Source organism: Streptomyces sp. NPDC056480 (assembly GCF_042795405.1).
Taxonomy (GTDB): Bacteria; Actinomycetota; Actinomycetes; order Streptomycetales; family Streptomycetaceae; genus Streptomyces.
Genome location: NZ_JBHTSA010000028.1, coordinates 19,395 through 45,122, shown reverse-complemented (window position 1 = coordinate 45,122; position 25,728 = coordinate 19,395). Strand labels below are relative to the sequence as shown.

The window sequence follows — 25,728 nt, the reverse complement described above, 5'->3', positions numbered from 1 at the left end:
TCGCTTGACGCAAGCACCCTCAGTGGGTTGCATACGGTCTGTGATCAAGCACCGGGCTCGTGCCACACTCAGATGTGCTGCCCCCATGACCGTCCGGCCTTCAGGAGCCGCGCCGTGGACCCGGTGATCATCGTGGGCGCGGGGCCGGTCGGCCTCGCGCTCTCCCTCGCCCTCGCCGCACAGGGCGTGCCCAGCGTCGTCCTCGACGAGGGCTCGGGCAAGGACGAACCACGCCCCGCGCGCAGCGTCGTGCTGCGCGCCGACATGGCCGCGATGGTCGAGCGGCTCGGCTGCACCACCCTCCGTGACGAGGGGGTCCGCTGGGTCGGCTGGCGCGGCATGCGCCGCCGCCAGGTGGTCCGCCACCTCACCCTCGACCTGGGACTCGGCGGTACGGAGGAGTGGTCCGAGGACCCCGCCGCGCCCTCCGCCCCGGCCGCGCCGCTGCACATCCCGCAGCACGCCCTCGCACGCGGGCTGCGCGACGCCATCGCCCACCAGAAGCTGATCCGGCTCGTCACCGAGGCCCGGCTCGACACGATCGAGCAGGACCGCGACGGCGTCGTCGCCCACACCCGGGGCCCGGCGGGCACCTGGTGGCGCGGCAGCCACCTCGTCGGCTGCGACGGCGCCCGCTCGACCGTACGCAAACTGCTCGGCATCCGCTTCCCCGGCCGTACGGCCGTGGAACGGCACGCGGTCGCCGCGCTGCGCACCGAACTCCCCTGGCCCGGCGAGGCCCTGCTGCACCGTCAGCCGCCGTGGCGGGGCGCCGCCGACGAGATCGCCGCCCGCCCGCTGCCCGACGGGGTGTGGCGGATCGACTGGCTGCTGCCGCCCCGGGGCGACCTCGTCACGCCCGACGCGCTGATCGCCCGCATCCGCGAGACCCTGGCCGGCTGGTGCGACGGCGTGACACCTCCGTACGAGCTCATCGACACCGGCGTGCACACCCTCCACCACCGGCTCGCCCGGCGCTGGCGGGTGGACCGCGTCCTCCTCGCCGGGGACGCGGCGCACCTGCTCGGCGCGGTCGGCACCCAGGGCCTCGACGAGGGGTTGAGGGACGTCGACAACCTCGCCTGGAAACTCGCCCACACCTGGCACCACGGAGGCTCCGAGCGCTTGCTCGACAGCTACCAGAGCGAGCGGCGCGCGGCCGTCGCCCACCGGCTGCGGGGCGCCGACCAGTCCTTGCCGGTGCTGCGGGGCGGCGGTGGCCTGCGGACGTACCTTCCGGGGGCCGCGCGCGGCCACGACGCCCTCCTGACCGACGGCCATGTGGGGCGCGGCCCGCTCGGCGCGCCCCCGGCGTACCCCCACTCCCCCCTCGCGCCTCCGTACACCGAGGGCCGGACCCCGGTCGGCACCCCGGAGGGTGCCCCGGTCGAGGACGTCCGGGTGACCGCCCCCGACGGCACGACCGTACGGCTCCGGGACCGGCTGGGTCAGGGCCGCCTCCTGGTCGTCCTGGTCGCCCCCGGCACCGGGGTCTGGGACCGGCGGCACTGGCGCGGCGCCGGGGTGATGCCCCGGCTCGAAGAGGCGGTCGCCGCCCTCCCCGCGAAGGCGGAGGTGCTGGTCACGGAGGCCTACCCGGGCGCCCCCGCCCACGCCGTCCTGCTGGTGCGGCCCGACGGGCATCTCGTCGCGGCCTTCGCCGGGGTCCACCCGGAGGAGCTGTACGCGGCGGCGGACGCGGCCCGCGGCGGCTCGCCGACCGGCGACCCCGAGGACGGGCCGGAGACCGGGACGGACCCCGGACCGAAGGCGGGAACGAAGGCCGGGACCACGTCCGGCGCGAAGGCCGCGGCGAAGGTGGGGCCGCCGGGAGTGTCCACGGGGAGTGACCGCACAGCGGACATGCATTGATTCCGGTCGGCGCGCATGGTGTACTCCGGAGCGTGACCGACACCGATGTGCGCCTGTGGCGGAGGGTCCATATGGACCTCGTCCGCTATGCGGGCTGCGTGTGTCGCCCGTCCTGCTGATCTCGCCCCTTCCCCGCGCGCGCCCCGCCACCGCCGTACGTCCAGGTACGTCCGTGTGCCGTGCTGCCGCCGCGCGCTCTCAGCGAACCCAGGACGGTCACCCGTGTCTCGACCCGCCCCCGCACGCCCTCTGAGCGTCTCCGCAGACGCCTCACCCGACGCATCCGCCGACTCCCCCGGCGCTCCCGCCGCCACGCCCTCCGGCACCCCGACGGCGGCCGACCTGCTCGACTTCGTCCGGCGCACGGCGGCGGACCGGGACCTGGTCGACTCCCTGCCGCTCGACCCCGAGGGCCGCACCTGGGTGCGGCTCGAAGGCCCCGGCGGCAGCGAGGCCTGGCTCATCGGCTGGCCGCCCGGCACGGGCACGGGCTGGCACGACCACGCCGAGTCGCTGGGCGCCTTCGCCACCGCGCGCGGCAGCCTCACCGAGAACGCACTGGCGGTCCGGCTGCCGGCGAGCGGCTGGAAGACCCTGGAACTGGCCGACGGCCTCGACCGCTCCCGCCGCCTCGGCGAGGGCGGTGGCCGTGCCTTCGGCCGTCACCATGTGCACGAGGTGCTCAACGAGTCCCCCGACACCCACGCCGTCTCGGTGCACGCCTACTACCCGCCGCTCCCGCTGATCCGGCGCTTCAGCCGGTCGGGCGCCGTGCTCCGCCTCGAGCAGGTCGAACGCCCGGAGGACTGGCAGTGAGCGCCGGCGACAACCGCGTCGGTATCGACGAGCTCCTGGAGCGGGTCAGGTCCGGCCTCGACCGCATCGAGCCGCGGACCGCCTACGAGGCGTACGAGACGGGTGAGGTGCTCCTGGTGGACACGCGCTACGCGGCCCTGCGCGAACGGGACGGTCTGATCCCGGGTGCGCTGGTGGTGGAGCGCAACGAACTGGAGTGGCGGCTGGACCCGCAGGGCAGCCACCGCGCGCCGGAGGCGACCGGCCACGACCTGCTGGTGGTGGTCCTCTGCAACGAGGGCTACGCCTCCTCCCTCGCGGCCGAGTCCCTGCGCCGCCTGGGCCTGCACCGGGCGACCGACCTGATCGGCGGCTTCCAGGCCTGGAAGGCGGCGGGCCTCCCGGTCCTGCTGCCGACGACACCGGGCTGAGCCCCGGACGGGACGGGACACGTCCTTCTGATCTCCCCCGGGGATCAGAAGGACTCGTCGAGCCCGTCCGTGTCTTCGCCCTCGGCCTCCAGCGCCTGGCGGACGACACGGAGGGCCATGCCCTCGGGATAGCCCTTGCGGGCGAGCATCCCGGCGAGCCGTCTCAGGCGCCGGTCGCGGTCGAGACCGCGGGTGGCGCGCAGCTTGCGGGCGACGAGCTCCCGCGCGGTGGCCTCCTCCTGGTCGGAGTCGAGCTGCTCCACCGCCTCCTGGATGAGGGCCGGCTCGACGCCCTTGGTCCGCAGCTCGCGGGCGAGGGCCCGGCGGGCGAGGCCCCGGCCGTGGTGGCGGGACTCCACCCAGGCCCCCGCGAAGGCGGCGTCGTCGATCAGCCCGACGTCCTCGAAGCGGGAGAGGACCTCCTCGGCCACCTCGTCGGGGATCTCCCGCTTGCGCAGTGCGTCGGCGAGCTGCTTGCGCGTGCGGGGGTTCCCGGTGAGCAGGCGCAGGCAGATCGCCCGCGCCCGCTCAGCCGGGTCCTGGGGTGACAGCTCCTTCTCGGCCCTCGACGATTCGGGGCTGTCACCCGGCCATTCGGTGCGACCGGTCACTGGTTCAGCTCTTGACCGCGGTGGCCTTGGTCGCCTTCGCGGTCTTGCTCGCGGGTGCCGGGACGCTCTTGGCGGCGTCGTCCGTGCCGGCGGTGTCCGCGGCGGCGGCCGCGTCCGTCGCCGTCTCGGCCTTGGCGGCTTCGGGCCGGACGCCGACGCCCAGCTTCTCCTTGATCTTCTTCTCGATCTCGTCGGCGAGGTCGGGGTTGTCCTTCAGGAAGTTACGGGCGTTCTCCTTGCCCTGGCCGAGCTGGTCGCCCTCGTACGTGTACCAGGCACCGGCCTTGCGCACGAAGCCGTGCTCCACGCCCATGTCGATCAGACCGCCCTCGCGGCTGATGCCCTGGCCGTAGAGGATGTCGAACTCGGCCTGCTTGAACGGGGGCGCGACCTTGTTCTTGACGACCTTGACGCGGGTGCGGTTGCCGACCGCGTCCGTGCCGTCCTTGAGGGTCTCGATGCGGCGGATGTCGAGGCGCACCGAGGCGTAGAACTTCAGGGCGCGGCCACCGGTCGTGGTCTCCGGCGAGCCGAACATCACGCCGATCTTCTCGCGGAGCTGGTTGATGAAGATCGCGGTGGTCTTGGACTGGTTGAGCGCGCTGGTGATCTTCCGGAGCGCCTGGCTCATCAGTCGGGCCTGGAGACCCACGTGGGAGTCACCCATCTCGCCCTCGATCTCCGCACGCGGGACGAGCGCGGCGACGGAGTCGATGACGATCAGGTCGAGGGCGCCGGAGCGGACCAGCATGTCGACGATCTCGAGGGCCTGCTCGCCGTTGTCCGGCTGGGACAGGATGAGGTTGTCGATGTCGACGCCGAGCTTCTTGGCGTACTCGGGGTCGAGGGCGTGCTCGGCGTCCACGAACGCCACCTGGCCGCCGGCCTTCTGGGCGTTGGCCACCGCGTGCAGGGTCAGGGTCGTCTTGCCGGAGGACTCCGGGCCGTAGACCTCCACGACACGGCCGCGCGGCAGGCCGCCGACGCCGAGGGCGATGTCGAGGGCGGTCGATCCGGTCGGGATCACCTCGATCGGCTCCTGGGTGCGGTCGCCCATGCGCATCACGGCGCCCTTGCCGAATTGGCGTTCAATCTGTGCGAGCGCGGCGTCGAGCGCCTTCTCGCGGTCGGTTCCTGCCATGGGTTCCACCCGGTTTGCTTGAGTCGATCGCTTCATGTGAAAGACGCTAACCCCTGCCACTGACAATGGGCCCCGACGTCCCCTCCAGCCTGTGGACAACTCGGCGAGAAGCCCGAGATTCCAAGGGCCGGGCTTCCATAAGAATGGATGTTCGATTTTAGTGTCAAGCACACTCGCGGGTGACACGCCGCAGTGTCGCGACGGGCTCCGGCGGCACACACCAAGGGATACACCCCGCCGCAGCGGGGACCTCTGGCCGGACCTCCGCTCCCCACGCCTTCGCCCGGCCCGCCCCGCCCTCCCCGCTGACCGCGGGGCGGAACTCCCCTCCCCGCGACGGGGCTTCGGACCCGCGGTCGCGGGGCGATACTGATCGTGGCAGCCGCCCCGCACCCGACCGGTCCCTGACAGGGACGGACGGACACGGGCGGGAACGCATCGTTGTCGATGTTCCGAGGGGAGCCTTCATGACCACGGCGAAAGACCTGTTCATCATCGCCATGGACCCGAGGTCGGACCGTTCCGTGGGCCAGGGGGACCTGTCGCTCGCACTCGCGGGAGCCGAGCTGATCGACCTCCTCGGCACCGGGGCCGTCACCGTGGCCGAAGACCGCATCGTGCCGGGCGAGCCGTCGGCGCCGGACGACCGCCTCCTCGGCGAGGCCGCGGCGGCGCTCTCCCGCGAGGAGCCGTACGAGCTCGTCGAGGACTGGCTGTGGCGCCGGGGCCGCGACCTCTCGACCGCGTACCGGACCGCGCTGGAGGGTGCCGGCGAGCTGACGCGGAAGCGGGGCGGACTGCTGCCCTTCGGGCCGGAACGCGTGGAACCGGCCGACACGCCCGCGAGCCGCCGGGCCGCCGACCGCTGGGAGGAGAACGAACCCGTCCTGGCCGCCCTCGCCTCGGCCGTGGGCATCGACGGCGAGCGGTCCGACGACGAGCGGTCCGACGACGCGTCCGGCCTCGGCGACGAGGCGGTGACGACCGTGGTCGCCGTCGTCCACGACGCGGTGATGGAACTCGAAGCCGTACGCCAGAGGCGGACCATCGAGAACACCGCCTTCGCCAACATCTGGCGCGGACCCTGAGCACCGCGCCCCCCGAGCACCGCGCCGGGGGCGCCGAGGTCATCGCGCGCAAGAACGCGGGCGGAAGCACGGGCAGCGACGCCGGCGGGGAAGCAGGCGAGGACACGGGCGGGAAGACGGGCGGGGACACGGGCGGGCGCCTTCCGCCCGCCTTCTATCTCCAACCGGCATTGTTCCTAGAATGGCCGGATGGAGGACACGCAGGACATCGACGCGATCGCCATGCTGCAGGACCCGGTACGGCGCCGCCTGTACGAGTACGTGGTGGCACAGGGCCGTGAGGTCGGGCGCAACGAGGCCGCCGAGGCCACCGGGGTGGCGCGCACGCTCGCCGCGCACCACCTGGACAAGCTGACCGGCGCCGGGCTCCTGGAGAGCGGCAGCCGCCGCCTGACCGGCCGCTCGGGGCCGGGAGCCGGCCGCCCCGCCAAGGTCTACACGCGGGCGCGGGCCGAGCGGTCGGTCTCCCTGCCGGCCCGCGACTACCGCACCGCCGCCGAGCTGCTCGCCGAGGCCGCCGAGCAGGCCGGACTCGACGCCGGACTCTTCGCGGCCGCCCGCCGCCGCGGCGAGGAGCTGCGCGGCCCGGCGGCACCCTGCGGCGATCTGGCGGAGGCCATGCGGACGCTGGCGGCACGCGGCTACGAGCCCCGCCTGGAAGCCTCCGAGCGGGCCGAGCCTGCCGAGCACGCCGAGCCTGCCGAGGGCACCAAGGCCGCCGAGGACACCGCCGGCGCGGCGACCCTCCGCATGCGCAACTGCCCCTTCCACGCCGTCGCCGAACGCTTCCCTCCCCTCGTCTGCGGCATGAACCTCGCGCTCCTGGAGGGCCTCCTGGGCACGGACGGCTCCGTACGCGCGCGCATGGACGCCCGGCCGGGCGAGTGCTGCGTGGTGGTCGAGGACTCTAAAAACAACGATCATTGACATAGAAAACGACGGCGTGCTGGGATGAGGCCATGACCGCATCCCCGCACGCCGCCGCCCACCTCGCCCAGCTCAACGTCGCCACGCTCCTCCACCCTCTCGACGACCCGCGCCTCGCGCCGTTCGTGGAGCTCCTGGACCCGGTCAACGCCGCCGCCGACGGCACACCCGGCTTCGTGTGGCGGCTGGTGGAGGACGGCGAGGCCGACGCCACCGCCCTGCGCCCGGCGGGCGAGGACGTCATCGTCAACCTGTCGGTCTGGGAGACCCAGGAGGCCCTCTGGGACTTCGCCTACCGCAGCGGACACCTGGAGGTGATGCGGCGGCGCCGCGAGTGGTTCGCACGGCACGTCGAGTCGCACCTGGTGCTGTGGTGGGTCCCCGCGGGACACGTCCCGAGCGTCGAGGAGGCCCTGGAGCGGCTGGCGGACCTGCGGACGAACGGCCCGTCCTCGCGCGCGTTCACCTTCGCCGCCTCCTACAGCGCCGCCGAGGCCGCACAGCACACAGGGACGGCACCCGTCGAGGAGTCGCACGCCGGCTGAGGAGTCCGGCTGAGGAGTCCGGCCGAGGAGTCCGGCTGAGTCCGGCCGAGGAGTCCGGCTCATGAGCCCGCGCGACGGCCGAGCGGTCCGACCACCGGCCGAGCGGTCCGACCACAGGGTGAGCGGTCTCGCGCCGACCGCGACAGCACCCACGCGGCGACCCGGCGACGGCCGCGCCTTGACGGTCGCGGCACGACGGTCGCGGCACGACGGTCGCCCGTACGGCGGTCGCCGGTACGACGTTCGCGCTACGACCTTCGCCGGTACGACGGTCGTTGCCCCGCCCGCCCCCGCCCGCCGTCCTGCGAGGGGTTCGGAAGCGCCGTCCACAGGTCCCCGCCCCCGCCGCCCGCCGCGGCCAGCCTCATCAGCGTCAGCGCCTTCGCCGGGAGCGGTTCCGTCCGCAGGGCACGCAGGTCCGGGGTGGCGGCGAGGTCACGGGTGGCCGCGTCCAGGATCGTGCCGAGGGTCGGCGCGTCGCCGGCCAGCGGGCCGAGCGCGCCGGTGACCAGGCTGCCGAGGACCTTGCGGCGGAGCACGGCCGGGTCGTCGTTCAGGAGGCGGCCGCTGACGGGCGGGGCCGGGACGCCGTGCCGGGCGAGGCGGGCGGGGCTGATGCGGATGTCGGCGAGGTCCCGGTAGACGAGACGCCTGGTCCGGTCGTCGGCGTCGACGACGGCGAGCAGGTTCTGGCCGTGCGCCTCCAGGGCCACCCCGAGGTCGAGCAGCTCCAGACAGACCCCGAGAGCGAGGCGTGCGAACTCGACTACACGGTCGAGCCGTTCACCCGCCGGGCGGGTCGCGAGCAGCGCGGGCAGGGCGGCCACCGGAACGACGCGCTCCCCGGCCGCCGGGTCCGCGTGCACCTGCGGCGACTCGCGCAGGAGCGCCGCCAGATCGGCCGTTCCCGCCCCCGCTGCCGCGACCGTACGGGCGATCCGCAGCCGACCGTCGAGCCGGCGGGCGAGCCCCTCGACGAACGCGGACGTCGCGAGGGAGTGGGTGACGGTGTACGCCGAGATGTCCCGCACGGTGGAGGTGAGTTGCGTGGTCAGCGAGGTCTTGACGTGCCGGTCGCCGCCGAGGTCGAGCGTCCGCAGCGAGAGCAGCGGGTGGGCGTCGGGACCAGGCCGCAGCTCCAGGCCGGTCAGCACGTGCCGGGCCTGCCACGGGTGTACGGGGATCAGCACGGAGGAGCCGTCGCGCAGTTCGCGCGGCCACTCCCCCGACACCGACACGGCCGCACCCGCGACCGGGGCGAGCCGCAGGGACACCACGGGCCGGTGCTCGGGGGCGTACGCGAGCTGCTCGGCGGCGGAGAAGCCGGGCCGGGAGCGGCAGCCCGGATGGTACGGATGCCCGTCGGTCTCGCCCTGCTCCCACTCCCACGGGTGGACGGGCGGCGCCGCTCGCCGAGCCGCCGTACGGGAGAGGGCCAGCGACGCGACGCTGTGGTCGAGCTCGGCCGCCAGGCGCGCGCCCCGCGGAACGGCCAGGGCCGCCGTCAGTTCAGCCGGATGGTCGTACCGGACACCGGCCAGGTCGACTCCGGCCACCGACGCCGTCGTCGCCCAGGGGTCCGAGTGCGGCCCGCGCAGGCGACGCCTGTCCGCCAGACGCAGGGTGACGCCCTCGCGGTCGGGCGTGCGCGCGGCGACCCAGGGAAACGGCTCGTGGACGAGCCCGCGCCACAGCCGGGTCAGCACGGCGGCCCTGGCTCCCGGAAGCTCCGCCACGTACGCGTCCGTGAGCCCCGGGCGTACGACGTCCAGCTCGGCGGCCAGAGTCCGCTCCGCGGCGGTTCGGCACATACGGTTGTTCTATCGCGGTCGAACGCGATCCACACATACTGAAGGCGATGAACACACTCGCGCGGACCGCCGACGCACTGGCGGTGACGCCCCTGCTCAACTGCCTGCTCCGGGAGGCCGCGGACCCGGTGGTGGACATCCCGACGGGCCCGTCCGCGGGCCTGTCCTCGGAGGCGCCCGCAGGCCTGTCCGCGGAGGTACCCGCAGGCCTGTCCTCTAAGGCCCCCGCGGGCCTGCCGACGGACCCACTCTCGGACCCGCCTTCGGGCCCGCCCTCGGACCCACCCTCGGACCCACCTTCGGGCCCGCCTTCGGGCCCGCCCTCGGGCCCGCCCATGGAGTCGCCCGCAGGCCCACCCCGAAGCGGCGACACCGCCCCGTACGCCGTCCACCGCCTGCGCGTCAGCGGCCGCCTCCTGCGCGTCCGCCCCGGTCACCGCCCCTCCGCCCCGGAACTGTGGACGGGCCGCGCCTGGCGGATCCTCCGTCACGCGGAGCTCGTCGACCTCGCCGTCCAGGAGATGTACGCCTCCACCGGCCGCGCCAACCCCGCCCTGGCCGCCGAGATGGCCGCCAGCCGCAGCGCCGTCCAGGCCGTGCTCGCCGCACGCGCCCGCGTGGCGCCGCCCGACGACCCCTGGCTGCGCTCCGAACAGGCGCTGGTGATGGGCCATCCCTACCACCCGGCCCCCAAGGCGCGCACGGGCGAGGGCCCGGCCGCCGACTGGCTGCGCTACGCGCCCGAGGCGTACTCCCAGTTCCCGCTCGTCCTGCTCGGGGTACGCGAGGACGCGGTGGTCGAGGACGGGGACACCCGGGCCCTGGACACCCTCGGCGAAGCTCCCCCCGGCTACCGCCTGCTGCCTGCCCACCCCTGGCAGCTCGCCCTCTCCGACCGCGCCACGCGCGTGCGTGCCGCCTTCGCCGAAGGCCGCCTCGTCCGCCTGGGCGTGACCCCCTGGGCAGCCCGGCCGACCGCCTCGGTCCGCACCCTGCACCTGCCCGGGGACGACGCGCGGACCACCGGGACCGGGGACATGTTCCTCAAGTTCAGTCTCGACGTCCGGATCACCAACGACATCCGCCGGATGCGCCGCCACGAGCTGCTCCAGGTCCGCCGCACCGACCCCGTCGTGAGCGCCGCCTTCGCCGCCATGGACGGCCCGGCGTCCTGGCTCAGCGACCGCGGCTACCGCACGGTGGACGGCCTCTTCGAGACCTGCGCCGTCCTCGTCCGTGACGGCCTCGACCGGCACCTGGCCCCCGGCTCGACCGCCGTGCTGACCGCCGCGCTCGCGGAGGGCTTCCCGGGGAACCCCCTCGACCGCATCGCCGATCCCCGGCCCTGGTGGACGGCGTATCTCCGGTGCGTCGTGGCGCCCGTCCTGGAGGCGTTCGCCCGCTTCGGCGTCGTCGTGGAGTGCCACCTGCAGAACACGCTGATCGCCGTGGACGCCCACGGCACCCCCGTCCAGTCCGTGTTCCGCGACGCGGAGGGCGCCAAGACGATCCCCGAGACGCCCCGTACGGCGGCCTGGCGGAGGCTCGTGTACTGCCTCGTCGTCAACAACCTCTCCGAGATCGCCGGCGCCCTCACCCATCGCTTCCCGGGTTCCGCCCCCGCGCTCTGGGCGATGGCCCGCGCCGAGTTCGAGCGGGGCGGCCGGCTGCCCGCGCTCCCCGACGTGAAGGCCCTGCTCGACTCCCCCACCGTCCCCGGCAAGGCCAACCTGCTCTCCCGCTGGCTCCGCGCGGAGGGCACCGCGCCCCACTACCTCCCGGTGCCCAACCCCCTCACGACCGCCTAGGACTCCGCACGGCCCTCGTCCGGGCCCAGCCCCAGGTCCTCCCCCTGGGTCTGGGCCTGGGCCCGGTCCTGGGCCCGCGTCGGCATCGACTCAAGCTCCGACTTCGGCTCCAGCTCCAGCTCCCGGCCGCGCTCCCGACGCGCCCCCGCCCACCGCAGCAGCCGAGTGATCCCGTACCCCAGCACCCAGGGCAGGACGGTGATCCCCAGGACGTACACGAGGACGTATCCGAGCACGTCCTCACCGTGGGTGGGCTCGTCCCACGTGTCCGTGGGCAGGATGACCGCGGTCGCCGAGACCGCGACCGGCACCAGCGGCAGCAGCACCGACCACAGCCGCGGCCACCACCCGGGCCGCCGGGCGCACCACACCCCCGTTCCCGCCATGACGAAGGGGCCGAACGGCACCCACAGCACCACGGGCACGAACAGCAGCGCCCACCACTCGTCCGAGTACCCGAACATCATCGAAGCCCCCCAAGCCCGCCGAGCCCCCCGGCCCGCACGCTGCCGCCCCCACGAACCGTCCCCCGCCTATCCTTCGACGCATGTCCCTCCCCCTCCGTTCCCCGGGCGGCGGGCGTCTTTCGCCACAGGCCGCCGACGCCGTCGTGGCGGGTGTCGTCCTGCTCGTGGTCGCCGTCTGGACGCTCGTCTCCGCGCAGTACGCGAACGAGTCCACCGTCCGTACGGTGCTCGGCTGGGTGCTGATCCTGATGGGGTGCGGAGCCCTGTACTTCCGGCGGCGGCAGCCGGTCACCGTCTCCGTCGTCACGCTGCTCGCCTGCGTCGTCTACTACCCGCTGTCCGCCCAGGACGGCCCGCTGATGATCGCCTTCGCGCTCGCGCTCTACACCACCGCCGCGGAGGGCCGCTTCGCCGCCGCCGTCGCGCTGGCCGCCGTCACCCTCCTCGCGGTCGGGCTCGGCGAGATCCGGCAGCGGCCGGGGCACCGGCAGATCGACGACACCTCGCTCGTCATGCTGGCCGGCTGGCTGATCAGCCTCGTCGCGGTGGGCCGGGCCCAGCGCACCCGGAGCGCCTATCTGCACGAGGTGGAGCAGCGGGCGCTGGCCGCCGAGCGGGAGCAGGAGGCCCGCGCGCGGCAGAGCGCCACCGAGGAGCGGCTGCGGATCGCCCGCGAGGTGCACGACGTGCTCGGCCACAGCATCTCGCTGATCAACGTCCAGTCGGGTGCCGCGCTCCACCGCCTCGGCAAGGGGCCCGCCCCGGAGGCCGGGCTCGCCACCGCCACCGAGGCACTGGAGGCGGTGAAGTCCACCAGCAAGGACGCGCTGCGCGAGCTGCGGGCCACCCTGGGAGTGCTGCGCCGCGCCGACGAGCCGACGCCCACGGCCCCGTCGTCCTCGGGGCTGGCGCTCCTCGGCGATCTCGCCGCACGCGCGCGTAGTGCCGGTCTCGACGTCCGTACGGACGTCACGGGCACGCCCGTGCCCCTTCCGCCGCCCGTCGACCTGGCCGCGTACCGGATCGTGCAGGAGTCGCTGACGAACGTGACCCGCCACGCGGGCGCGAGGACCGTCCGCATCACCCTCGACTGGGGCGCCGACGCGGTGCGGCTGCGGATCGCGGACGACGGAGAGGGCGCGCCGGAGGGCCGTCCCCTCGGCAGCGGTATCCGGGGCATGGCCGAGCGGGCCCGTGCGTTCGGCGGCGAGCTGACCGCCGAGAACGGGGCCGACGGCGGCTTCCTGGTGGCCGCGCGACTGCCGCTCGCAGAGCCGGGCACGTCGAAACCGGGCGCGCCCGGCCCCGGCACGCCCGACCCCGACGCACCCGACCCCAGCCCACCCGGACCCACCACGTCCGGACCCACCACCTCCGGACAGACCACCTCCGGACAGACCGCGTCCCAACCGACCGCGTCCCAACCGACCCCACCCGAACCGACCACACCCGAACCCACCGCGTCCGACAGCGACGCGCCCGAGGGGGACCCCCGATGATCCGTGTCGTGCTCGCAGACGACCAGACGCTGGTCCGGGCCGGCTTCCGGTCGATCCTCTCCGACGAGGAGGACCTCCAGGTCGTCGGCGAGGCCGGGGACGGGGAGCAGGCGATCGCGCTCGCCCGCGAACTGCGCCCGGACGTGGTCCTGATGGACATCCGCATGCCGGTCCTCGACGGCCTCGAGGCCACCCGCCGCATCACCGCCGACGAGCGGCTCGAAGGGGTACGGGTGGTCATCCTGACCACCTTCGACGCGGACGACCATGTGTACGGAGCGCTCCGCGCGGGCGCGTCGGGCTTCCTGGTGAAGGACACCGAGCCGATGGAACTGCTGCACGCGGTACGGGTCGTGGCGCGCGGCGACGCCCTGATCGCCCCGGCCGTGACGCGCCGTCTGATCGCCGAGTTCGCGGGCCGGGCCGACCGGCAGCCGGACCCGAGCCCCCGGCTGAACGCCCTCACCGAGCGGGAGCGCGAGGTCCTCGGCCTGGTGGGCGCCGGGCTCTCGAACGACGAGATCGCCGGCCGCCTCGTCCTGTCCCCCGCGACCGCGAAGACCCATGTCAGCAGGATCATGACCAAGCTGGCCGTACGGGACCGGGCACAGCTGGTGATCCTGGCCTACGAGTCGGGGATGATCACGCCGGGCTGGCTGGCCTGACCGAGGGCCGGTCCGTGGGCGGCTCCCCGGCCCTCGGGTGACGGGAACCGCTCGGCACAACTCACGGGGTACGCGCGCGTGGGCGGGCACAACCGCTGGGGTACGGCCACTGTCCACCCGGGGGTGACGCCGGGCCCCTGACCGTACGCCGACGCTGATCGGGTGAACCAGGACGTACTCGATCTCGCGCGGCTGCAGTTCGCCCTCACGGCGGGCGGCCACTTCCTCTTCGTCGCCCTCACCCTGGGGCTCGCGACCGTCGTGGCCGTGCTCCAGACGCGGGCCACGTTCAGCCGGAAGCCTCTGGACGCGCGCATGGTGCGGTTCTGGGGCCAGCTGTACGTGATCAACTACGCGGTCGGCATCGTCACCGGTCTGGTGATGGAGCTCCAGTTCGGCATGGCGTGGAGCGGACTCACCCACGAGGCGGGCAACATCCTCGGGGCCTCGCTCGCCGTCGAGACGATCGTGGCGTTCTTCGTCGAGTCGACCTTCCTCGGTCTGTGGATCTTCGGCTGGAACCGGCTCAACCGCTGGGCCCATCTGGCGGCGATCTGGGTCGTCGTCCTGACCGCCTACGTCTCGGCGTACTGGATCCTCGTCTCCAACGGCTTCCTCAACCACCCCGTGGGGTACGGCTCCGAGAACGGCGAGCTCGTCCTCGACGACCCGGTCGCGGTGCTGACCAACCCCTCCGCACTGCTCGCCTTCGGTCACATCGTGGCGGGCGCGCTGCTCACGGCGGGGTTCTTCATGGCCGGGGTGAGCGCGTACCACCTGTTCAAGCGCAGCCCGGAGTGGGAGTTCTTCGGCCGCAGCCTGCGGATCGGGGTGTTCCTCTCGGCGCCCGCGCTGATGGTGACGGCCGTCTTCGGCGGGGTGCAGTTCGCCGTCCTCGACGCCTTCCAGCCGATGAAGTCGGCCGTGTTCAGCGGGAAGACCGCGGAGATCGCGCGGGTCCAGGCGGAGCTGACGGAACGTTTCGGGCCCGGTGACTACGTGCCCTCGGAGGCGTGGACCCGGGGCGGCGCGCTGGTGATGCTGATCTGCTTCGCGCTGATGATGTACCTCTGCTTCGCCGGGGTGATCCTGGCCGCCTTCAGGAAGGTCGTCTTCCGGTTCCGCCTGTGGCATCTCGTCCTGATGGCGGCGGTCCCGCTGCCGTACATCGCGATGATCAGCGGCTGGGTGTTCCGGGAGTCCGGGCGGCAGCCCTGGGTGGTCTACGGGCTGCTGAAGACGGAGGACGCGGTCTCGGATCTCTCCCCCGGCACCATGCGCCTCTCCCTCGCCGTCTTCACCACGGTCTTCGTCCTGCTCGCCGTCCTCAACGCCTGGCTCCTCACCCGCCACGCCCGCCGGGGCCCGGTCGACGCCGGCCTCGGCCACGACGAACGGCCCACCGGGGCCGGGGGCGGGAACGGGAACGGAGCCGGGGACGGGGACGGGGACGGGAGCGGGGACAGAAACGGGACCGGGAACGGGACCGGGACCGGGACCGGGAGCGGCGGCGAGGGCGGAACACCCGACCCGGCCGACGCCCTCCCGGCCCCCCGCTACTGAACCGTCCGACTCCGCTCTCCCCATCCCCTACCCCCCTCCCCCCGCCGCCTCCCCCTCCCTCCAGAAAAGCCCGAGGAGCCCCCGTGGAGACCCTGGCCATCGCCCTGCTCGCCTTCTTCGCGGCGGGCTGGTTCGTCCTCGCCGGGGCGGACATCGGCACCGGCATGCTCACCCCCTGGCTCGGCCGGAACGACCCCGAGCGGCGGCTGGTCCTCGCCTCGTTCGCCCCGTTCTTCCTGGGCAACGAGGTCTGGCTCGTGGCCACCGTCGGCGTCCTCGTCGGCTGCTTCCCCGCGCTCGAGGGCGAGCTCCTGAGCGGCCAGTTCCCGGTCCTCGTGGCCCTGCTGACCGGCTGGATCGTCCGCGACGCGGGCCTCTGGTCCCGCGGCCGCGGTCCGGGTCCGCGCTGGCGCGCCACCTGCGACGCGGCGGTGACCTGCGGGAGCTGGACGGTCGCACTGTCCTGGGGGTGGCTGCTCGCGGCCCTGCTCACCGGACGGCCGTACACGCCGGCGACCGGTGCGACGGCCCTCCTCACCGCGCTCGCCGTGGCCGCGCTGTTCGCCGCGCACGGGCTCGGTTTCGCCACGCTCCGGCTCACGGGACTGCCGTACGAACGCGCCCGCAGGCTCGTCGGACGCGCCGGGCGCTCCTGGCAGTCCTTCGCGCTCACCGCCGTCCTGATGGGCGGGCTGCCGCTCTGGGCGGGCACCGCGCTGCCGCTGGCCGAGCGAGCGGCGTCCCCCGTCACGCTCGGCCTGCTCGTTCCCGCCCTGCTGGTGGTCACGCCACTGCTCGTGACCGTCCAGGCCTGGATCTGGCACACCTTCCGGCACCGGGTCACCGGGCCGTCGTACCTCTGAGGAGCGGGCTCAGGAGTCCTCGGGCCGGGACTGCCCGGACCCGGGCTCCTCGGCCGAGGAATCCCGAGCGGCCTCCCTCTCCTTCTCCTTCTTGTGGTGAAGGGCCTTCTGCAGCCGCGCGACCACGGCCTCCCCGTACCGCCGGTGGCCGTGGACGCGCGGGTCGTCCGTCACGTCGTACCGCTTCACATAGGCACCGAGGAAGGCCTGGAGGGTGGCGACGGCCGGGATGGCGATCAGCGCGCCGACGACGCCGAGCAGCGCCGTCCCCGCGATGACCGAACCGAAGGCGACCGCCGGGTGGATGTCCACCGTCTTCGACGTGAGCTTCGGCTGGAGCAGGTAGTTCTCGAACTGCTGGTAGACCACGACGAAGCCGAGCACCCACAGCGCGTACCAGGGGTTCACGGTGAAGGCGATCAGCATCGGCAGCGCGCCGGCCAGATAGGTGCCGATGGTCGGGATGAACTGCGAGACCAGGCCGACCCACACCGCGAGCGCGGGCGCGTACGGAACGCCGAGGATCTCGAAGAGCACGAAGTGCGCGACGCCGGAGATGAGCGCCATGAGCCCGCGCGAGTACAGATAGCCGCCGGTCTTGTCGACCGCGATCTCCCAGGCACGCAGCACCTCCGTCTGCCGGGCGGGCGGCAGGACGGAGCAGAGCGCGCGCCGCAGCCGGGGCCCGTCGGCCGCGAAGTAGAACGCGAACAGGAAGATCGTCAGCAGCCGGAACAGGCCGCCGAGGACGGTGGCGGAGACGTCGAGAACGCCGGACGCGCTGTTCTGGACGTACTTCTGCAGCCAGTCGGAGCTCAGGACGCTGTCCTGGACCTCGACCCGCGACAGGTCCGTGTGGAAGGTCTGGTTGATCCAGTTGATCAGCGAGTCGAGGTACTTGGGGAAGTTCTCGACCATGTCCACGATCTGGCCCGCGAGCATCGACCCCAGGAGGACGACGAAGCCGACGCTGAAGACGAGGACGGCCAAGGAGACGAGGAAGGTGGCGAGCCCCCGGCGCATCCCGCGCGCCGCCATGCGCCCGACCGCCGGTTCGATGGCGAGGGCGAGGAAGAAGGCGAGCAGGATGTTGACGAGGAGACCGACGAGCTGGTGGAAGGCCCAGCTGCCGAGGAGGAAGACGGAGTAGAGCGCGAGGGCCAGGACGATCGCGCGTGGCAGCCACCGCGGCATCCGGGGCGCCTCGGCGGCGGACACGGGCGCGGGCCCGCCGCCGTCGCCTCCGCCACCCGGCGCCGCCGCGGTGACGACGGAGCCGGTCGATCCGGCCGAGGCGGTCGAGGCGGTCGAGCCGGTCGAGCCGGCCGAGGCGACCGGTCCGGCCTGCCCGGCCTGTCCGGTCGGTCCAACCGATCCGGCCGGGGCGGTCGAATCCGTCGATGCGGTCAGGTCGGAGCCGTCGGTGTCATCGGTGTCATCGGTGCCGTCGATGTCGTCAGTCGGAGGAGCCACCCCGCCAGTCTCGCGCACCGCACGGACATTCCACCCCGGACCCCCCACATCCCCTTCGGTCACCTGCCGTGAACGCACCTGCCGTGAACGCGACGGTCACTGTTTGTCGGCGGGCACGTCGACGGCCGCGCAGACGGCCCGCCACACGTCCTTCGTCTCCCAGCCCGCATCCAGCGCCTCGTGCACCGTCCGGCCTCCGAGCTCGGCCATCACATGGTCGCGCGCGAAGGACTCGGCGTACGACGCACCGAAGTGGTCCGCCATCCGTTCCCAGAAAATCGTCAACCGCATGACCCCAGTATCACGCTCCCAAGAGTGCAGCCCGCTCCGTAGCCCTTGTCACCGCGACTTTCCGCCCTACGGTCGGAGCATGGCCGAAAAACCACTCTCCTCCCCGCCAGCGACCCCCCTGGCCCGCGCCGAACAGTTCATCTGGCTGACGGCCCGCGTCCTGGAACAGCGCCGGTTCGCCTACCACTTCCTGCGCGACGGCGCGGATCAGGTGGAGACGGCCCTCGCCGCGTACCTCAACGAGGACGGCGGCTACGGCCACGCGCTCGAACCCGATCTCCGCGGGCCGGTCAGCCAGCCCCTGCACACCGCGCACGCGTTGCGGGTGCTGGACTCCATCGGCCGCTGCGGCGGGCTGCGCGTGGAACGGATCTGCCGCTACCTCACGGACGTCTCCACCCACGAGGGCGCGCTCCCGGCGATCCACCCGTCGCAGCGCGCCTACCCGTCCGCGCCGTTCGTCCCGGTCGTCGACTCCCCGCCGAGCGCACTGCTCACCACCGGCCCGGTGGTCGGGGTGCTGCACCGCAACCAGGTCTGGCACGCGTGGCTGTTCCGGGCGACCGAGTTCTGCTGGTCGGCGGTGGAGTCCCTGGAGAAGTCCCACCCGTACGAGGTGCAGGCGGCCGTCGCCTTCCTCGACGGGGCCCCGGACCGCGCGCGTGCGGAGGCGGCCGCCGACCGTCTCGGCCGCATGGTCCGGGAGCAGCGGCTCGCCGTGCTGGACCCCGACCGGGAGGAGGACTACCCGGTGGCGGACGGGTACGCGCCGGGCGAGCTGCACTTCCCGCACGACTACGCGCGCGTGCCGGACTCCCTGGCGACCCGCTGGTTCACCGAGGAGGAGATGACCCGCTCGCTCGACCGGCTCGCGGCCGACCAGCAGGAGGACGGCGGCTGGCCGATCCGCTGGCGCACCTGGGCCCCGGGCACGGCTCTGGAATGCCGCCCGATGATCACGGTCGAAGCCCTCCGCACGCTCCGGGCCCATGGCCGCCCGCTCGAATGACCTCGGAAGGCGGGGCAGGCACGGGCCTCGGAAGCCGGGCGAGTACGGGCCTGGGAAGCCGGGCGAGTACGGGCCTCGGAAGCCGGGCGAGCACGGGCTCCTCGAAGGCCGGGCGAGTACGGGCCTCGGAAGCCGGGCAGTCACGGCGGCCCTCCGGCGAAGTCCCTTCGCCGGCCGTCACCAGCCCAGCGCCCGTACCCCCGCGGTGACGGCGACGGCGGCGCCCACCACGACCAGGAACGGTGCGCGGAGGACGAGGGCGACCGCCGCCGCGGCGAGGCCTGCGGCGCGGGCGTCCAGGACGACGGCGCCGCCCGTGCTGAACGTCTGCTGCGCGGTGAGCGCGGCGAGCAGCGCCACGGGGAGGAGCGCGGCGAGCCGCTGGACGAGCGGGCGCTCCAGCGCCCCGGCGGGCACGAGCAGGCCTGCCAGCTTCACCAGGTAGCACCCGGCGGCGGTGAGGGCGATCGCGATCCAGACGTTCATCGGGAGTCCTTCTCTCGTCCGGCGGGACCCATCCGGCGGCCCTGGAACCAGAGCACCAGGGGCGCGGCGAGGGCCGCCGCGAGGACCGGGACGCCGGCGGGCAGCACGGGCAGCAGCCCGAGGCCGAGCAGGACGGCGATCCCGGCGGTGGCCCGCTCGGTCGCGGACTTCAGCATGGGGGCGAGCAGGGCCAGGAAGACGGCGGGTCCGGCCGCGTCGAGCCCCCAGGCCGCGGTGTCGCCGATCGCCTCGGCGCCGAGCGCCCCGAGGAGGGTGGTGGCGTTCCACAGGACGTACAGCGTGAGCCCGGTGACGGTGAAGCCGATGCGGGCGGCCCGGCGGGTCGGCTGCGCGAGGGAGACGGCCGTGGTCTCGTCGATCACCCAGTGCGCGGCGAACGGCCTCACGGCCTTCGGCACGGCGAGGAGCTGCGAGAGCCGCAGCCCGTAGAAGGCGTTCCTGGTGCCCAGGAAGAAGGCCCCGGCGGCGGCCGTGAACGGGTTGCCGCCGGCGGCGAGCGCTCCGACCAGGGCGAACTGCGAGGCGCCGGTGAAGACGAGCAGGCTGAGGACACAGGTCTGGAGGACGCTGAGTCCGGAGCCCGCCGAGGTCACGCCGAAGGCGAAGCCGGAGAGCCCGACGGCGACGCCGACCCCGAGGGCGTCGCGGACGACGGTCGCGTCGGGTTTGGTCGGTGTGCCGTCGCGTATGACGGGAGGTGCTGTCTGTTCTGCCACGTCAGGGACGTTACGGCAGCTCCGGAGGTCGGGTCTTGTACGTTCTTGCGCGCTGGTACGCCCCGGGCGGCACCCCGACGCTGCGGGTGAAATGCCGGTTGAGGTGCGACTGGTCGGTGAAGCCGACGGCCGCGGCCGCCTCGGCCGGCGGCGTCCCCGTGTCGAGCAGCTGCCTGGCCCGGCGTACGCGCGCGTCGGTCAGCCAGGTGTGCGGCGGCATCCCGTACGCGTCCCGGAAGGCCCGGAGGAGGGCGAAGGGGCTGGTGCCGAGGTCCGTGGCGAGCCGCTCCAGGGTCGGCGGCTCGATCATGCGGTCCTCCAGGACGGCACGCGCGCGTGCCGCGTTCCGGGCGCCCGCGGAGCGGGGCGGGAGCGGGGTGACGATCCCGCCGTGGCTGCGCAGCATGCGGGCGGTGACCAGCCGGAGCAGGCTGTCGGCCGCGAGGGCGTTGCCCTCCTCCGCTGCCCGGTGGACGCCGACGACGAGCCGGGCGGCGTGCGGATCGTCGACGACGGGCGTGGTGAAGCCGACCGAGCCGCGCAGGGCGAGGGTGTCGGCGGCGATCGAACGGACGATCTCCGCGTCGGGGTAGATCGTCCGGTACGTCCAGCCCTCGGGCACGCCCGCGTGCCCGGTGTGCGGGGTGTCGGGATTCACCAGGGCGATCTGTCCGGGGCCCGCGTGGACGAGGTCGTCGCGGTAGTGGAAGGCCTCGACGCCCTCGGTGATCGCGGCGAAGACGAAGGTCTCGTGGGTGTGCCGGGCGAAGGCCTTGTGGATGTAGTGGGCGTGCAGCAGGTCGACCCCGGGCAGCTCGGAGTACTGCCAGTACCGTGCCCGCTCCCCGCTCGCCATGTCTCCATTCTGCGGCAGGGCCGTGGGGCCCGCCGTGCTGCGTCCGGACATCCCGGTCCGGATATCCCCAGGTCCGGGCGGTTGTCAGTGCCGGGGTGCACGATGGGGGACATGGTCAGGTCCGCGCTCGACTCGTTCTCCCCCGCGACCCGCGGTTGGTTCACCGGGGCCTTCACCGCGCCCACGGCGGCGCAGGAGGGCGCCTGGACCGCCATCGGGGCGGGCTCCGACGTGCTCGTCGTCGCTCCGACCGGCTCGGGCAAGACCCTGGCCGCCTTCCTCGCCTCCCTCGACGGGCTCGCCTCCGCACCGCCGCCGGCCGAGCCGAAGAAGCGCTGCCGCGTGCTGTACGTGTCGCCGCTCAAGGCCCTCGCCGTGGACGTCGAGCGGAACCTCCGCTCGCCGCTGACCGGAATCCGGCAGGAGTCCGTGCGGCTCGGGCTTCCCGAGCCGGACATCCGGGTCGGGATCCGCTCCGGCGACACTCCGCCGGCCGAGCGCAGGTCGCTCGCGACCCGCCCGCCGGACATCCTGATCACCACGCCCGAGTCGCTGTTCCTGATGCTGACCTCCGCCACCCGCGAGGCCCTCGCGGGCGTGGAGACGGTCATCCTGGACGAGGTCCACGCGGTCGCGGGCACCAAGCGGGGCGCGCATCTGGCCCTCTCCCTGGAGCGGCTCGACGAGCTGCTGCCCCGCCCCGCGCGCCGGATCGGCCTGTCGGCCACGGTGCGGCCCGTGGACGAGGTGGCCCGCTACCTGTCGCCGGGGCGCGCCGTGGAGATCGTGCAGCCGCGTTCGGGCAAGGAGTTCGACCTCTCCGTCGTCGTCCCCGTCGAGGACATGGGCGAGCTGGGGGGCTCCCCCGCCTCCGAGGGCAAGGACGGCGGCGACAAGCCGTCGATCTGGCCGCACGTCGAGGAGCGGATCGCCGACCTCGTCCAGGCCCACCGGTCCACGATCGTCTTCGCCAACTCCCGCCGGCTCGCCGAGCGCCTGTGCAACCGGCTGAACGAGATCGCGTACGAGCGGGCGACCGGCGAACCCCTCCCCGAAGGTGCTCCCCCGGCGGAGATCATGGCCCAGTCGGGGGCGGCCCAGGGCGCTCCGCCGCTGCTCGCCCGCGCCCACCACGGCTCGGTGTCGAAGGAGCAGCGGGCCCAGGTGGAGGAGGACCTGAAGGCGGGCCGGCTGCCCGCCGTGGTGGCCACCTCCAGCCTGGAGCTGGGCATCGACATGGGCGCGGTCGACCTGGTCGTGCAGGTCGAGTCGCCGCCCTCGGTGGCCTCCGGGCTCCAGCGCGTGGGCCGCGCCGGGCACCAGGTCGGCGCGGTGTCGACGGGCGTCGTCTTCCCCAAGTACCGGGGCGACCTGGTGCAGGCGGCCGTGGTCACCGAGCGGATGCGGACGGGCGCGATCGAGTCCCTGCGCATCCCCGCCAACCCCCTCGACGTCCTGGCCCAGCAGCTGGTGGCCGTCGTCGCGCTCGACACCTGGCAGGTGGACGACCTGCTCGCCCTGGTGCGCCGGGCGGCGCCGTTCGCCTCGCTGCCCGAATCGGCGTTCACGGGCGTGCTCGACATGCTCGCCGGCCGCTACCCGTCGGACGCCTTCGCCGAACTGCGCCCGCGCGTGGTCTGGGACCGGGTCGCCGGCACGGTCACGGGGCGGCCGGGCGCGCAGCGGCTCGCCGTCACCTCGGGCGGCACGATCCCCGACCGGGGCCTCTTCGGGGTGTTCCTCGTCGGCTCGGACCCCAAGAAGGGCGGGGGCAGGGTCGGCGAGCTCGACGAGGAGATGGTGTACGAGTCCCGGGTCGGCGACGTGTTCACCCTCGGCACCACCAGCTGGCGGATCCAGGACATCACCCGGGACCGGGTGCTCGTCACGCCGGCGCCCGGGGTGCCCGGCAGGCTGCCGTTCTGGAAGGGCGACCAGCTGGGCCGCCCGCTCGAACTGGGCCGGGCGGTGGGCGCGTTCCTCCGTGAGGTCGGCGCCCTCTCGGACGACGACGGGCGGCTGCGGCTGCTCGCCGCCGGCCTGGACGCCTGGGCCGCGGAGAACGTCCTGGCGTACCTCAAGGAGCAGCGCGAGGCCTGCGGTCACGTGCCCGACGACCGGACGATCCTGGTCGAGCGCTTCCGGGACGAGCTCGGGGACTGGCGGGTCGTCATCCACTCCCCGTTCGGCGCGCAGGTGCACGCCCCATGGGCGCTGGCGCTCGGCGCGCGGCTCGCCGAGCGGTACGGCATGGACGCGCAGGTGATGCACGCGGACGACGGCATCGTGCTGCGTCTCCCGGACGCCGACCTGATGGGCCTGGACATGGGCCTGGACCTCCTCGACCACGAACCGGTCGACCCCGGACGGCACCTCGACACGACCTTCGACGCCGACAAGGCACCCGTCGGCGCGGCCGACGCCCTCTTCGACAAGGGCGAGATCGGTCAGATCGTCACCGATCAGGTGGGCGGCTCCGCGCTGTTCGCGTCCCGGTTCCGCGAGTGCGCCGCGCGCGCCCTGCTGCTGCCCAAGCGCAACCCCGGCAAGCGCACCCCGCTCTGGCAGCAGCGTCAGCGCGCCGCCCAGCTCCTCCAGGTGGCCAGCGAGTTCGGCTCCTTCCCGATCGTCCTGGAGGCCGTCCGCGAGTGCCTCCAGGACGTCTTCGACCTTCCCGGCCTGACCGAGCTGATGGGAGACATCGAGGCCCGCCGGGTCCGCCTGGTCGAGGTCACCACCTCCGAACCGTCCCCGTTCGCCCGCTCGCTCCTCTTCGGCTACGTGGCGCAGTTCCTGTACGAGGGCGACTCCCCGCTCGCCGAGCGGCGGGCGGCCGCGCTCTCCCTGGACTCCCGGCTGCTCGCCGAACTGCTCGGTCAGGCGGAGCTGCGCGAGCTGCTCGACGCGGACGTCCTGACGGAGCTGGAGCGGGAGCTCCAGTGGCTGACGGACGACCGGCGGATCAAGGACATGGAAGGCGTCGCCGACCTGCTGCGGGTCCTGGGCCCGCTCACCGATGCCGAGCTGGCGGAGCGCGGTGCCGAGGCGGTGTGGGCGTCCGAGCTCGGGGCCGCCCGCCGCGCGATCCGGGTGCGCATCGGCGGCCGGGAGCACTGGGCGGCGATCGAGGACGCGGGCAGGCTCCGGGACGCCCTGGGAACGGCCCTGCCGGTCGGCGTGCCGGAGGCCTTCACCGAGCCGGTCAAGGACCCGCTGGGCGACCTCCTCGCGCGGTACGCGCGGACGCACGGCCCGTTCACCTCCTCCCAGGCCGCCACCCGCTTCGGCCTGGGCGCGGCCGTCACCGACGGCTCCCTCCAGCGGCTCGCCGCCTCGGGCCGCGTCGTCCAGGGCGAGTTCCACCCCTCGGGCATCGGCCAGGAGTGGTGCGACGCCACCGTCCTGCGCCGGCTGCGCCGCCGCTCCCTCGCCGCCCTGCGCCACGAACTGGAACCGGTGCCCCCGGCGGCGCTCGCCACCTTCCTGCCGCAGTGGCAGCACCTGGGGAGCAGCAGCCTGCGCGGCATCGACGGCCTCGCCCGGGCGATCGAGCAGCTCCAGGGCGCACCCGTGCCCGCCTCCGCCCTGGAGAAGCTGATCCTTCCGTCCCGGGTCCGCGACTACTCCCCCGCGCTCCTCGACGAGCTGACGACCACCGGCGAGGTCGTCTGGGCGGGGGCCGGGGCGCTGCCCGGCAAGGACGGCTGGGTCTCGCTGTACCTGGCGGACGCGGCACCCCTGCTCCTCCCGCAACCGCACCCCCTGGAGCTGTCCGCGCTGCACGAGTCGGTGCTCACGGCACTCTCCGGCGGGTACGGCCTGTTCTTCCGGCAGATCGCCGACCAGATCCGGGCCACCACCCACCCGGACGCCACCGACCCGCAGCTGGCGGACGCCCTCTGGGACCTGGCCTGGTCCGGCCGCCTGACCAACGACACCCTGGCCCCGCTGCGCGCGCTCCTCGGCTCGGGCCGCACGGCCGGCTCCACCGCCCACCGCGCGCGTCGCACGGTCCCGCGCGGCCGGTACGGCACGCTGACCGCGGCCGCCCGTCCCGCCTCCCGCACCGGCCCGCCCACGGTCTCCGGCCGCTGGTCCCTGCTCCCCCCGCCGGAGCCGGAAGCGACCCACCGGGCGCACGCCCTCGCCCGCACCCTCCTCGACCGGCACGGCGTCGTCACCCGGGGCGCGGTGGCGGCCGAGGGCGTGGAGGGCGGTTTCTCCGCCACGTACCGGATCCTGGCCGCCTTCGAGGACAGCGGGCAGGCCCGGCGCGGCTATGTGGTCGAGGGTCTCGGCGCGGCCCAGTTCGCGATGGACGGGGCGGTGGACCGCCTCCGGGCCGCCGCGACGGCCCGCGACCGCGGCGCAGAGGCCGCGGCGGGCCCGCGCGCGCTGGTCCTGGCGGCGGCGGACCCGGCGAACGCCTACGGGGCGGCCCTGTCCTGGCCGGAGCCCCCGACCGGCGCCGGCCACAAGCCGGGGCGCAAGGCGGGCGCCCTGGTGGTCCTGGTCGACGGCGAGCTCACGCTCTACATGGAGCGAGGCGGCAAGACGCTCCTGTCCTGGCCGTCGGATCCGGACGATCCCGCCCTGAAGGCCGCGGCGGAGGCCCTGGCGACCTCCGCGAAGGCGGGCACCCTGGGCACGGTCACGGTGGAACGCATCAACGGAGCGACGTCCCTGACGTCCCCCCTTGCCGCCCCACTGGAGAAAGCGGGCTTCGTCGCCACCCCGAGAGGCCTCCGCCTCCGCGCGTAGGCGACACCTGGACCCACACCGAGAGCGGC

At 74.0% G+C, this 25,728-nt stretch carries 23 protein-coding genes; 14 read left to right on the top strand and 9 right to left on the bottom strand.

Going from position 1 to position 25,728, the window contains the following annotated elements:
• The first annotated feature begins 114 nt into the window (after positions 1 to 114).
• The 4 genes from ACFQ79_RS15350 (at position 115) to ACFQ79_RS15335 (ending at position 3,098) form a co-directional block, all read left to right on the top strand.
• Positions 115 to 1,872: an FAD-dependent monooxygenase gene (locus tag ACFQ79_RS15350; protein ID WP_383583244.1), complete on the top strand. Its 1,758-nt coding sequence runs from the start codon at positions 115 to 117 to the stop codon at positions 1,870 to 1,872.
• Between the two features lie 32 nt (positions 1,873 to 1,904).
• Positions 1,905 to 1,991, top strand: coding sequence for a putative leader peptide (locus ACFQ79_RS15345; protein WP_311605579.1), 87 nt, complete (start codon positions 1,905 to 1,907; stop codon positions 1,989 to 1,991).
• Between the two features lie 103 nt (positions 1,992 to 2,094).
• On the top strand, positions 2,095 to 2,688 hold the full coding sequence (locus ACFQ79_RS15340) for a cysteine dioxygenase (protein WP_383583242.1): 594 nt from the start codon (positions 2,095 to 2,097) through the stop codon (positions 2,686 to 2,688).
• The gene (locus ACFQ79_RS15335) at positions 2,685 to 3,098 is read left to right on the top strand and encodes a rhodanese-like domain-containing protein (RefSeq protein WP_383583240.1); all 414 of its coding nucleotides are present in this window, start codon (positions 2,685 to 2,687) and stop codon (positions 3,096 to 3,098) included. The genes ACFQ79_RS15340 and ACFQ79_RS15335 overlap by 4 nt, the downstream gene beginning before the upstream one ends.
• Before the next feature lie 44 nt (positions 3,099 to 3,142).
• Here the strand turns inward: ACFQ79_RS15335 and recX are convergent, their stop codons facing one another.
• Both recX and recA read right to left on the bottom strand, forming a co-directional pair.
• The gene (gene recX, locus ACFQ79_RS15330; protein ID WP_356551620.1) at positions 3,143 to 3,709 is read right to left on the bottom strand and encodes a recombination regulator RecX; all 567 of its coding nucleotides are present in this window, start codon (positions 3,707 to 3,709) and stop codon (positions 3,143 to 3,145) included.
• Positions 3,710 to 3,713: 4 nt separating this feature from the next.
• Positions 3,714 to 4,850, bottom strand: a complete 1,137-nt coding sequence (recA, locus tag ACFQ79_RS15325) for a recombinase RecA (RefSeq protein WP_055604182.1) — start codon at positions 4,848 to 4,850, stop codon at positions 3,714 to 3,716.
• 467 nt (positions 4,851 to 5,317) lie between these two features.
• On the opposite strand from recA, the gene ACFQ79_RS15320 reads away from it, so the two are divergent.
• The 3 genes from ACFQ79_RS15320 (at position 5,318) to ACFQ79_RS15310 (ending at position 7,410) form a co-directional block, all read left to right on the top strand.
• Entirely contained in the window at positions 5,318 to 5,938 is a 621-nt protein-coding gene (locus tag ACFQ79_RS15320) for a GPP34 family phosphoprotein (protein ID WP_383583236.1), read from the top strand.
• 189 nt (positions 5,939 to 6,127) lie between these two features.
• Positions 6,128 to 6,865 carry a helix-turn-helix transcriptional regulator gene (locus ACFQ79_RS15315; RefSeq protein ID WP_383583234.1) on the top strand — a complete coding sequence of 246 codons (738 nt, stop codon included), beginning with the start codon at positions 6,128 to 6,130 and terminating at the stop codon, positions 6,863 to 6,865.
• Positions 6,866 to 6,897: 32 nt separating this feature from the next.
• Positions 6,898 to 7,410: a DUF3291 domain-containing protein gene (locus ACFQ79_RS15310; protein WP_383583231.1), complete on the top strand. Its 513-nt coding sequence runs from the start codon at positions 6,898 to 6,900 to the stop codon at positions 7,408 to 7,410.
• A gap of 248 nt (positions 7,411 to 7,658) precedes the next feature.
• On the opposite strand, the gene ACFQ79_RS15305 is transcribed toward ACFQ79_RS15310, so the two are convergent.
• The gene (locus ACFQ79_RS15305) at positions 7,659 to 9,221 is read right to left on the bottom strand and encodes an IucA/IucC family protein (RefSeq protein WP_383583228.1); all 1,563 of its coding nucleotides are present in this window, start codon (positions 9,219 to 9,221) and stop codon (positions 7,659 to 7,661) included.
• A gap of 47 nt (positions 9,222 to 9,268) precedes the next feature.
• Here ACFQ79_RS15305 and ACFQ79_RS15300 point away from each other — a divergent pair, with 47 nt between their 5' ends.
• A complete protein-coding gene (locus ACFQ79_RS15300; RefSeq protein WP_383583225.1) occupies positions 9,269 to 11,029 on the top strand; it encodes an IucA/IucC family protein in 1,761 nt (586 codons plus the stop codon).
• Here ACFQ79_RS15300 and ACFQ79_RS15295 read toward each other — a convergent pair.
• Positions 11,026 to 11,496: a hypothetical protein gene (locus tag ACFQ79_RS15295; protein ID WP_383583222.1), complete on the bottom strand. Its 471-nt coding sequence runs from the start codon at positions 11,494 to 11,496 to the stop codon at positions 11,026 to 11,028. The two genes, ACFQ79_RS15300 and ACFQ79_RS15295, sit on opposite strands and share 4 nt — an antisense overlap.
• An 80-nt stretch (positions 11,497 to 11,576) precedes the next feature.
• On the opposite strand from ACFQ79_RS15295, the gene ACFQ79_RS15290 reads away from it, so the two are divergent.
• The 4 genes from ACFQ79_RS15290 (at position 11,577) to ACFQ79_RS15275 (ending at position 16,086) form a co-directional block, all read left to right on the top strand.
• Positions 11,577 to 12,995: a sensor histidine kinase gene (locus tag ACFQ79_RS15290; protein ID WP_383583219.1), complete on the top strand. Its 1,419-nt coding sequence runs from the start codon at positions 11,577 to 11,579 to the stop codon at positions 12,993 to 12,995.
• Positions 12,992 to 13,660: a response regulator transcription factor gene (locus ACFQ79_RS15285; RefSeq protein WP_055604269.1), complete on the top strand. Its 669-nt coding sequence runs from the start codon at positions 12,992 to 12,994 to the stop codon at positions 13,658 to 13,660. The genes ACFQ79_RS15290 and ACFQ79_RS15285 overlap by 4 nt, the downstream gene beginning before the upstream one ends.
• 162 nt (positions 13,661 to 13,822) lie before the next feature.
• Entirely contained in the window at positions 13,823 to 15,223 is a 1,401-nt protein-coding gene (locus ACFQ79_RS15280) for a cytochrome ubiquinol oxidase subunit I (protein ID WP_383583217.1), read from the top strand.
• A gap of 83 nt (positions 15,224 to 15,306) precedes the next feature.
• A complete protein-coding gene (locus ACFQ79_RS15275; protein WP_383583214.1) occupies positions 15,307 to 16,086 on the top strand; it encodes a cytochrome d ubiquinol oxidase subunit II in 780 nt (259 codons plus the stop codon).
• A 9-nt stretch (positions 16,087 to 16,095) separates the two neighbouring features.
• Here the strand turns inward: ACFQ79_RS15275 and ACFQ79_RS15270 are convergent, their stop codons facing one another.
• Entirely contained in the window at positions 16,096 to 17,280 is a 1,185-nt protein-coding gene (locus ACFQ79_RS15270; protein WP_383583333.1) for an AI-2E family transporter, read from the bottom strand.
• Between the two features lie 375 nt (positions 17,281 to 17,655).
• Entirely contained in the window at positions 17,656 to 17,850 is a 195-nt protein-coding gene (locus ACFQ79_RS15265; protein WP_383583212.1) for a DUF3046 domain-containing protein, read from the bottom strand.
• Positions 17,851 to 17,929: 79 nt separating this feature from the next.
• Here ACFQ79_RS15265 and ACFQ79_RS15260 point away from each other — a divergent pair, with 79 nt between their 5' ends.
• A complete protein-coding gene (locus ACFQ79_RS15260) occupies positions 17,930 to 18,859 on the top strand; it encodes a hypothetical protein (protein WP_383583210.1) in 930 nt (309 codons plus the stop codon).
• Between the two features lie 177 nt (positions 18,860 to 19,036).
• Here ACFQ79_RS15260 and ACFQ79_RS15255 read toward each other — a convergent pair whose 3' ends face one another.
• From ACFQ79_RS15255 to ACFQ79_RS15245, 3 genes are read right to left on the bottom strand one after another with little or no spacing between them, the layout of a single operon-like run.
• On the bottom strand, positions 19,037 to 19,345 hold the full coding sequence (locus ACFQ79_RS15255) for an AzlD domain-containing protein (RefSeq protein WP_383583208.1): 309 nt from the start codon (positions 19,343 to 19,345) through the stop codon (positions 19,037 to 19,039).
• Positions 19,342 to 20,082 (bottom strand): AzlC family ABC transporter permease, encoded by a 741-nt coding sequence (locus tag ACFQ79_RS15250; protein ID WP_383583206.1) that lies wholly within the window; start codon positions 20,080 to 20,082, stop codon positions 19,342 to 19,344. The genes ACFQ79_RS15255 and ACFQ79_RS15250 overlap by 4 nt, the downstream gene beginning before the upstream one ends.
• Before the next feature lie 10 nt (positions 20,083 to 20,092).
• Entirely contained in the window at positions 20,093 to 20,938 is an 846-nt protein-coding gene (locus ACFQ79_RS15245; protein ID WP_383583331.1) for an AraC family transcriptional regulator, read from the bottom strand.
• Between the two features lie 111 nt (positions 20,939 to 21,049).
• On the opposite strand from ACFQ79_RS15245, the gene ACFQ79_RS15240 reads away from it, so the two are divergent.
• Positions 21,050 to 25,699 (top strand): DEAD/DEAH box helicase, encoded by a 4,650-nt coding sequence (locus ACFQ79_RS15240; protein WP_383583203.1) that lies wholly within the window; start codon positions 21,050 to 21,052, stop codon positions 25,697 to 25,699.
• Positions 25,700 to 25,728 lie beyond the last annotated feature (29 nt).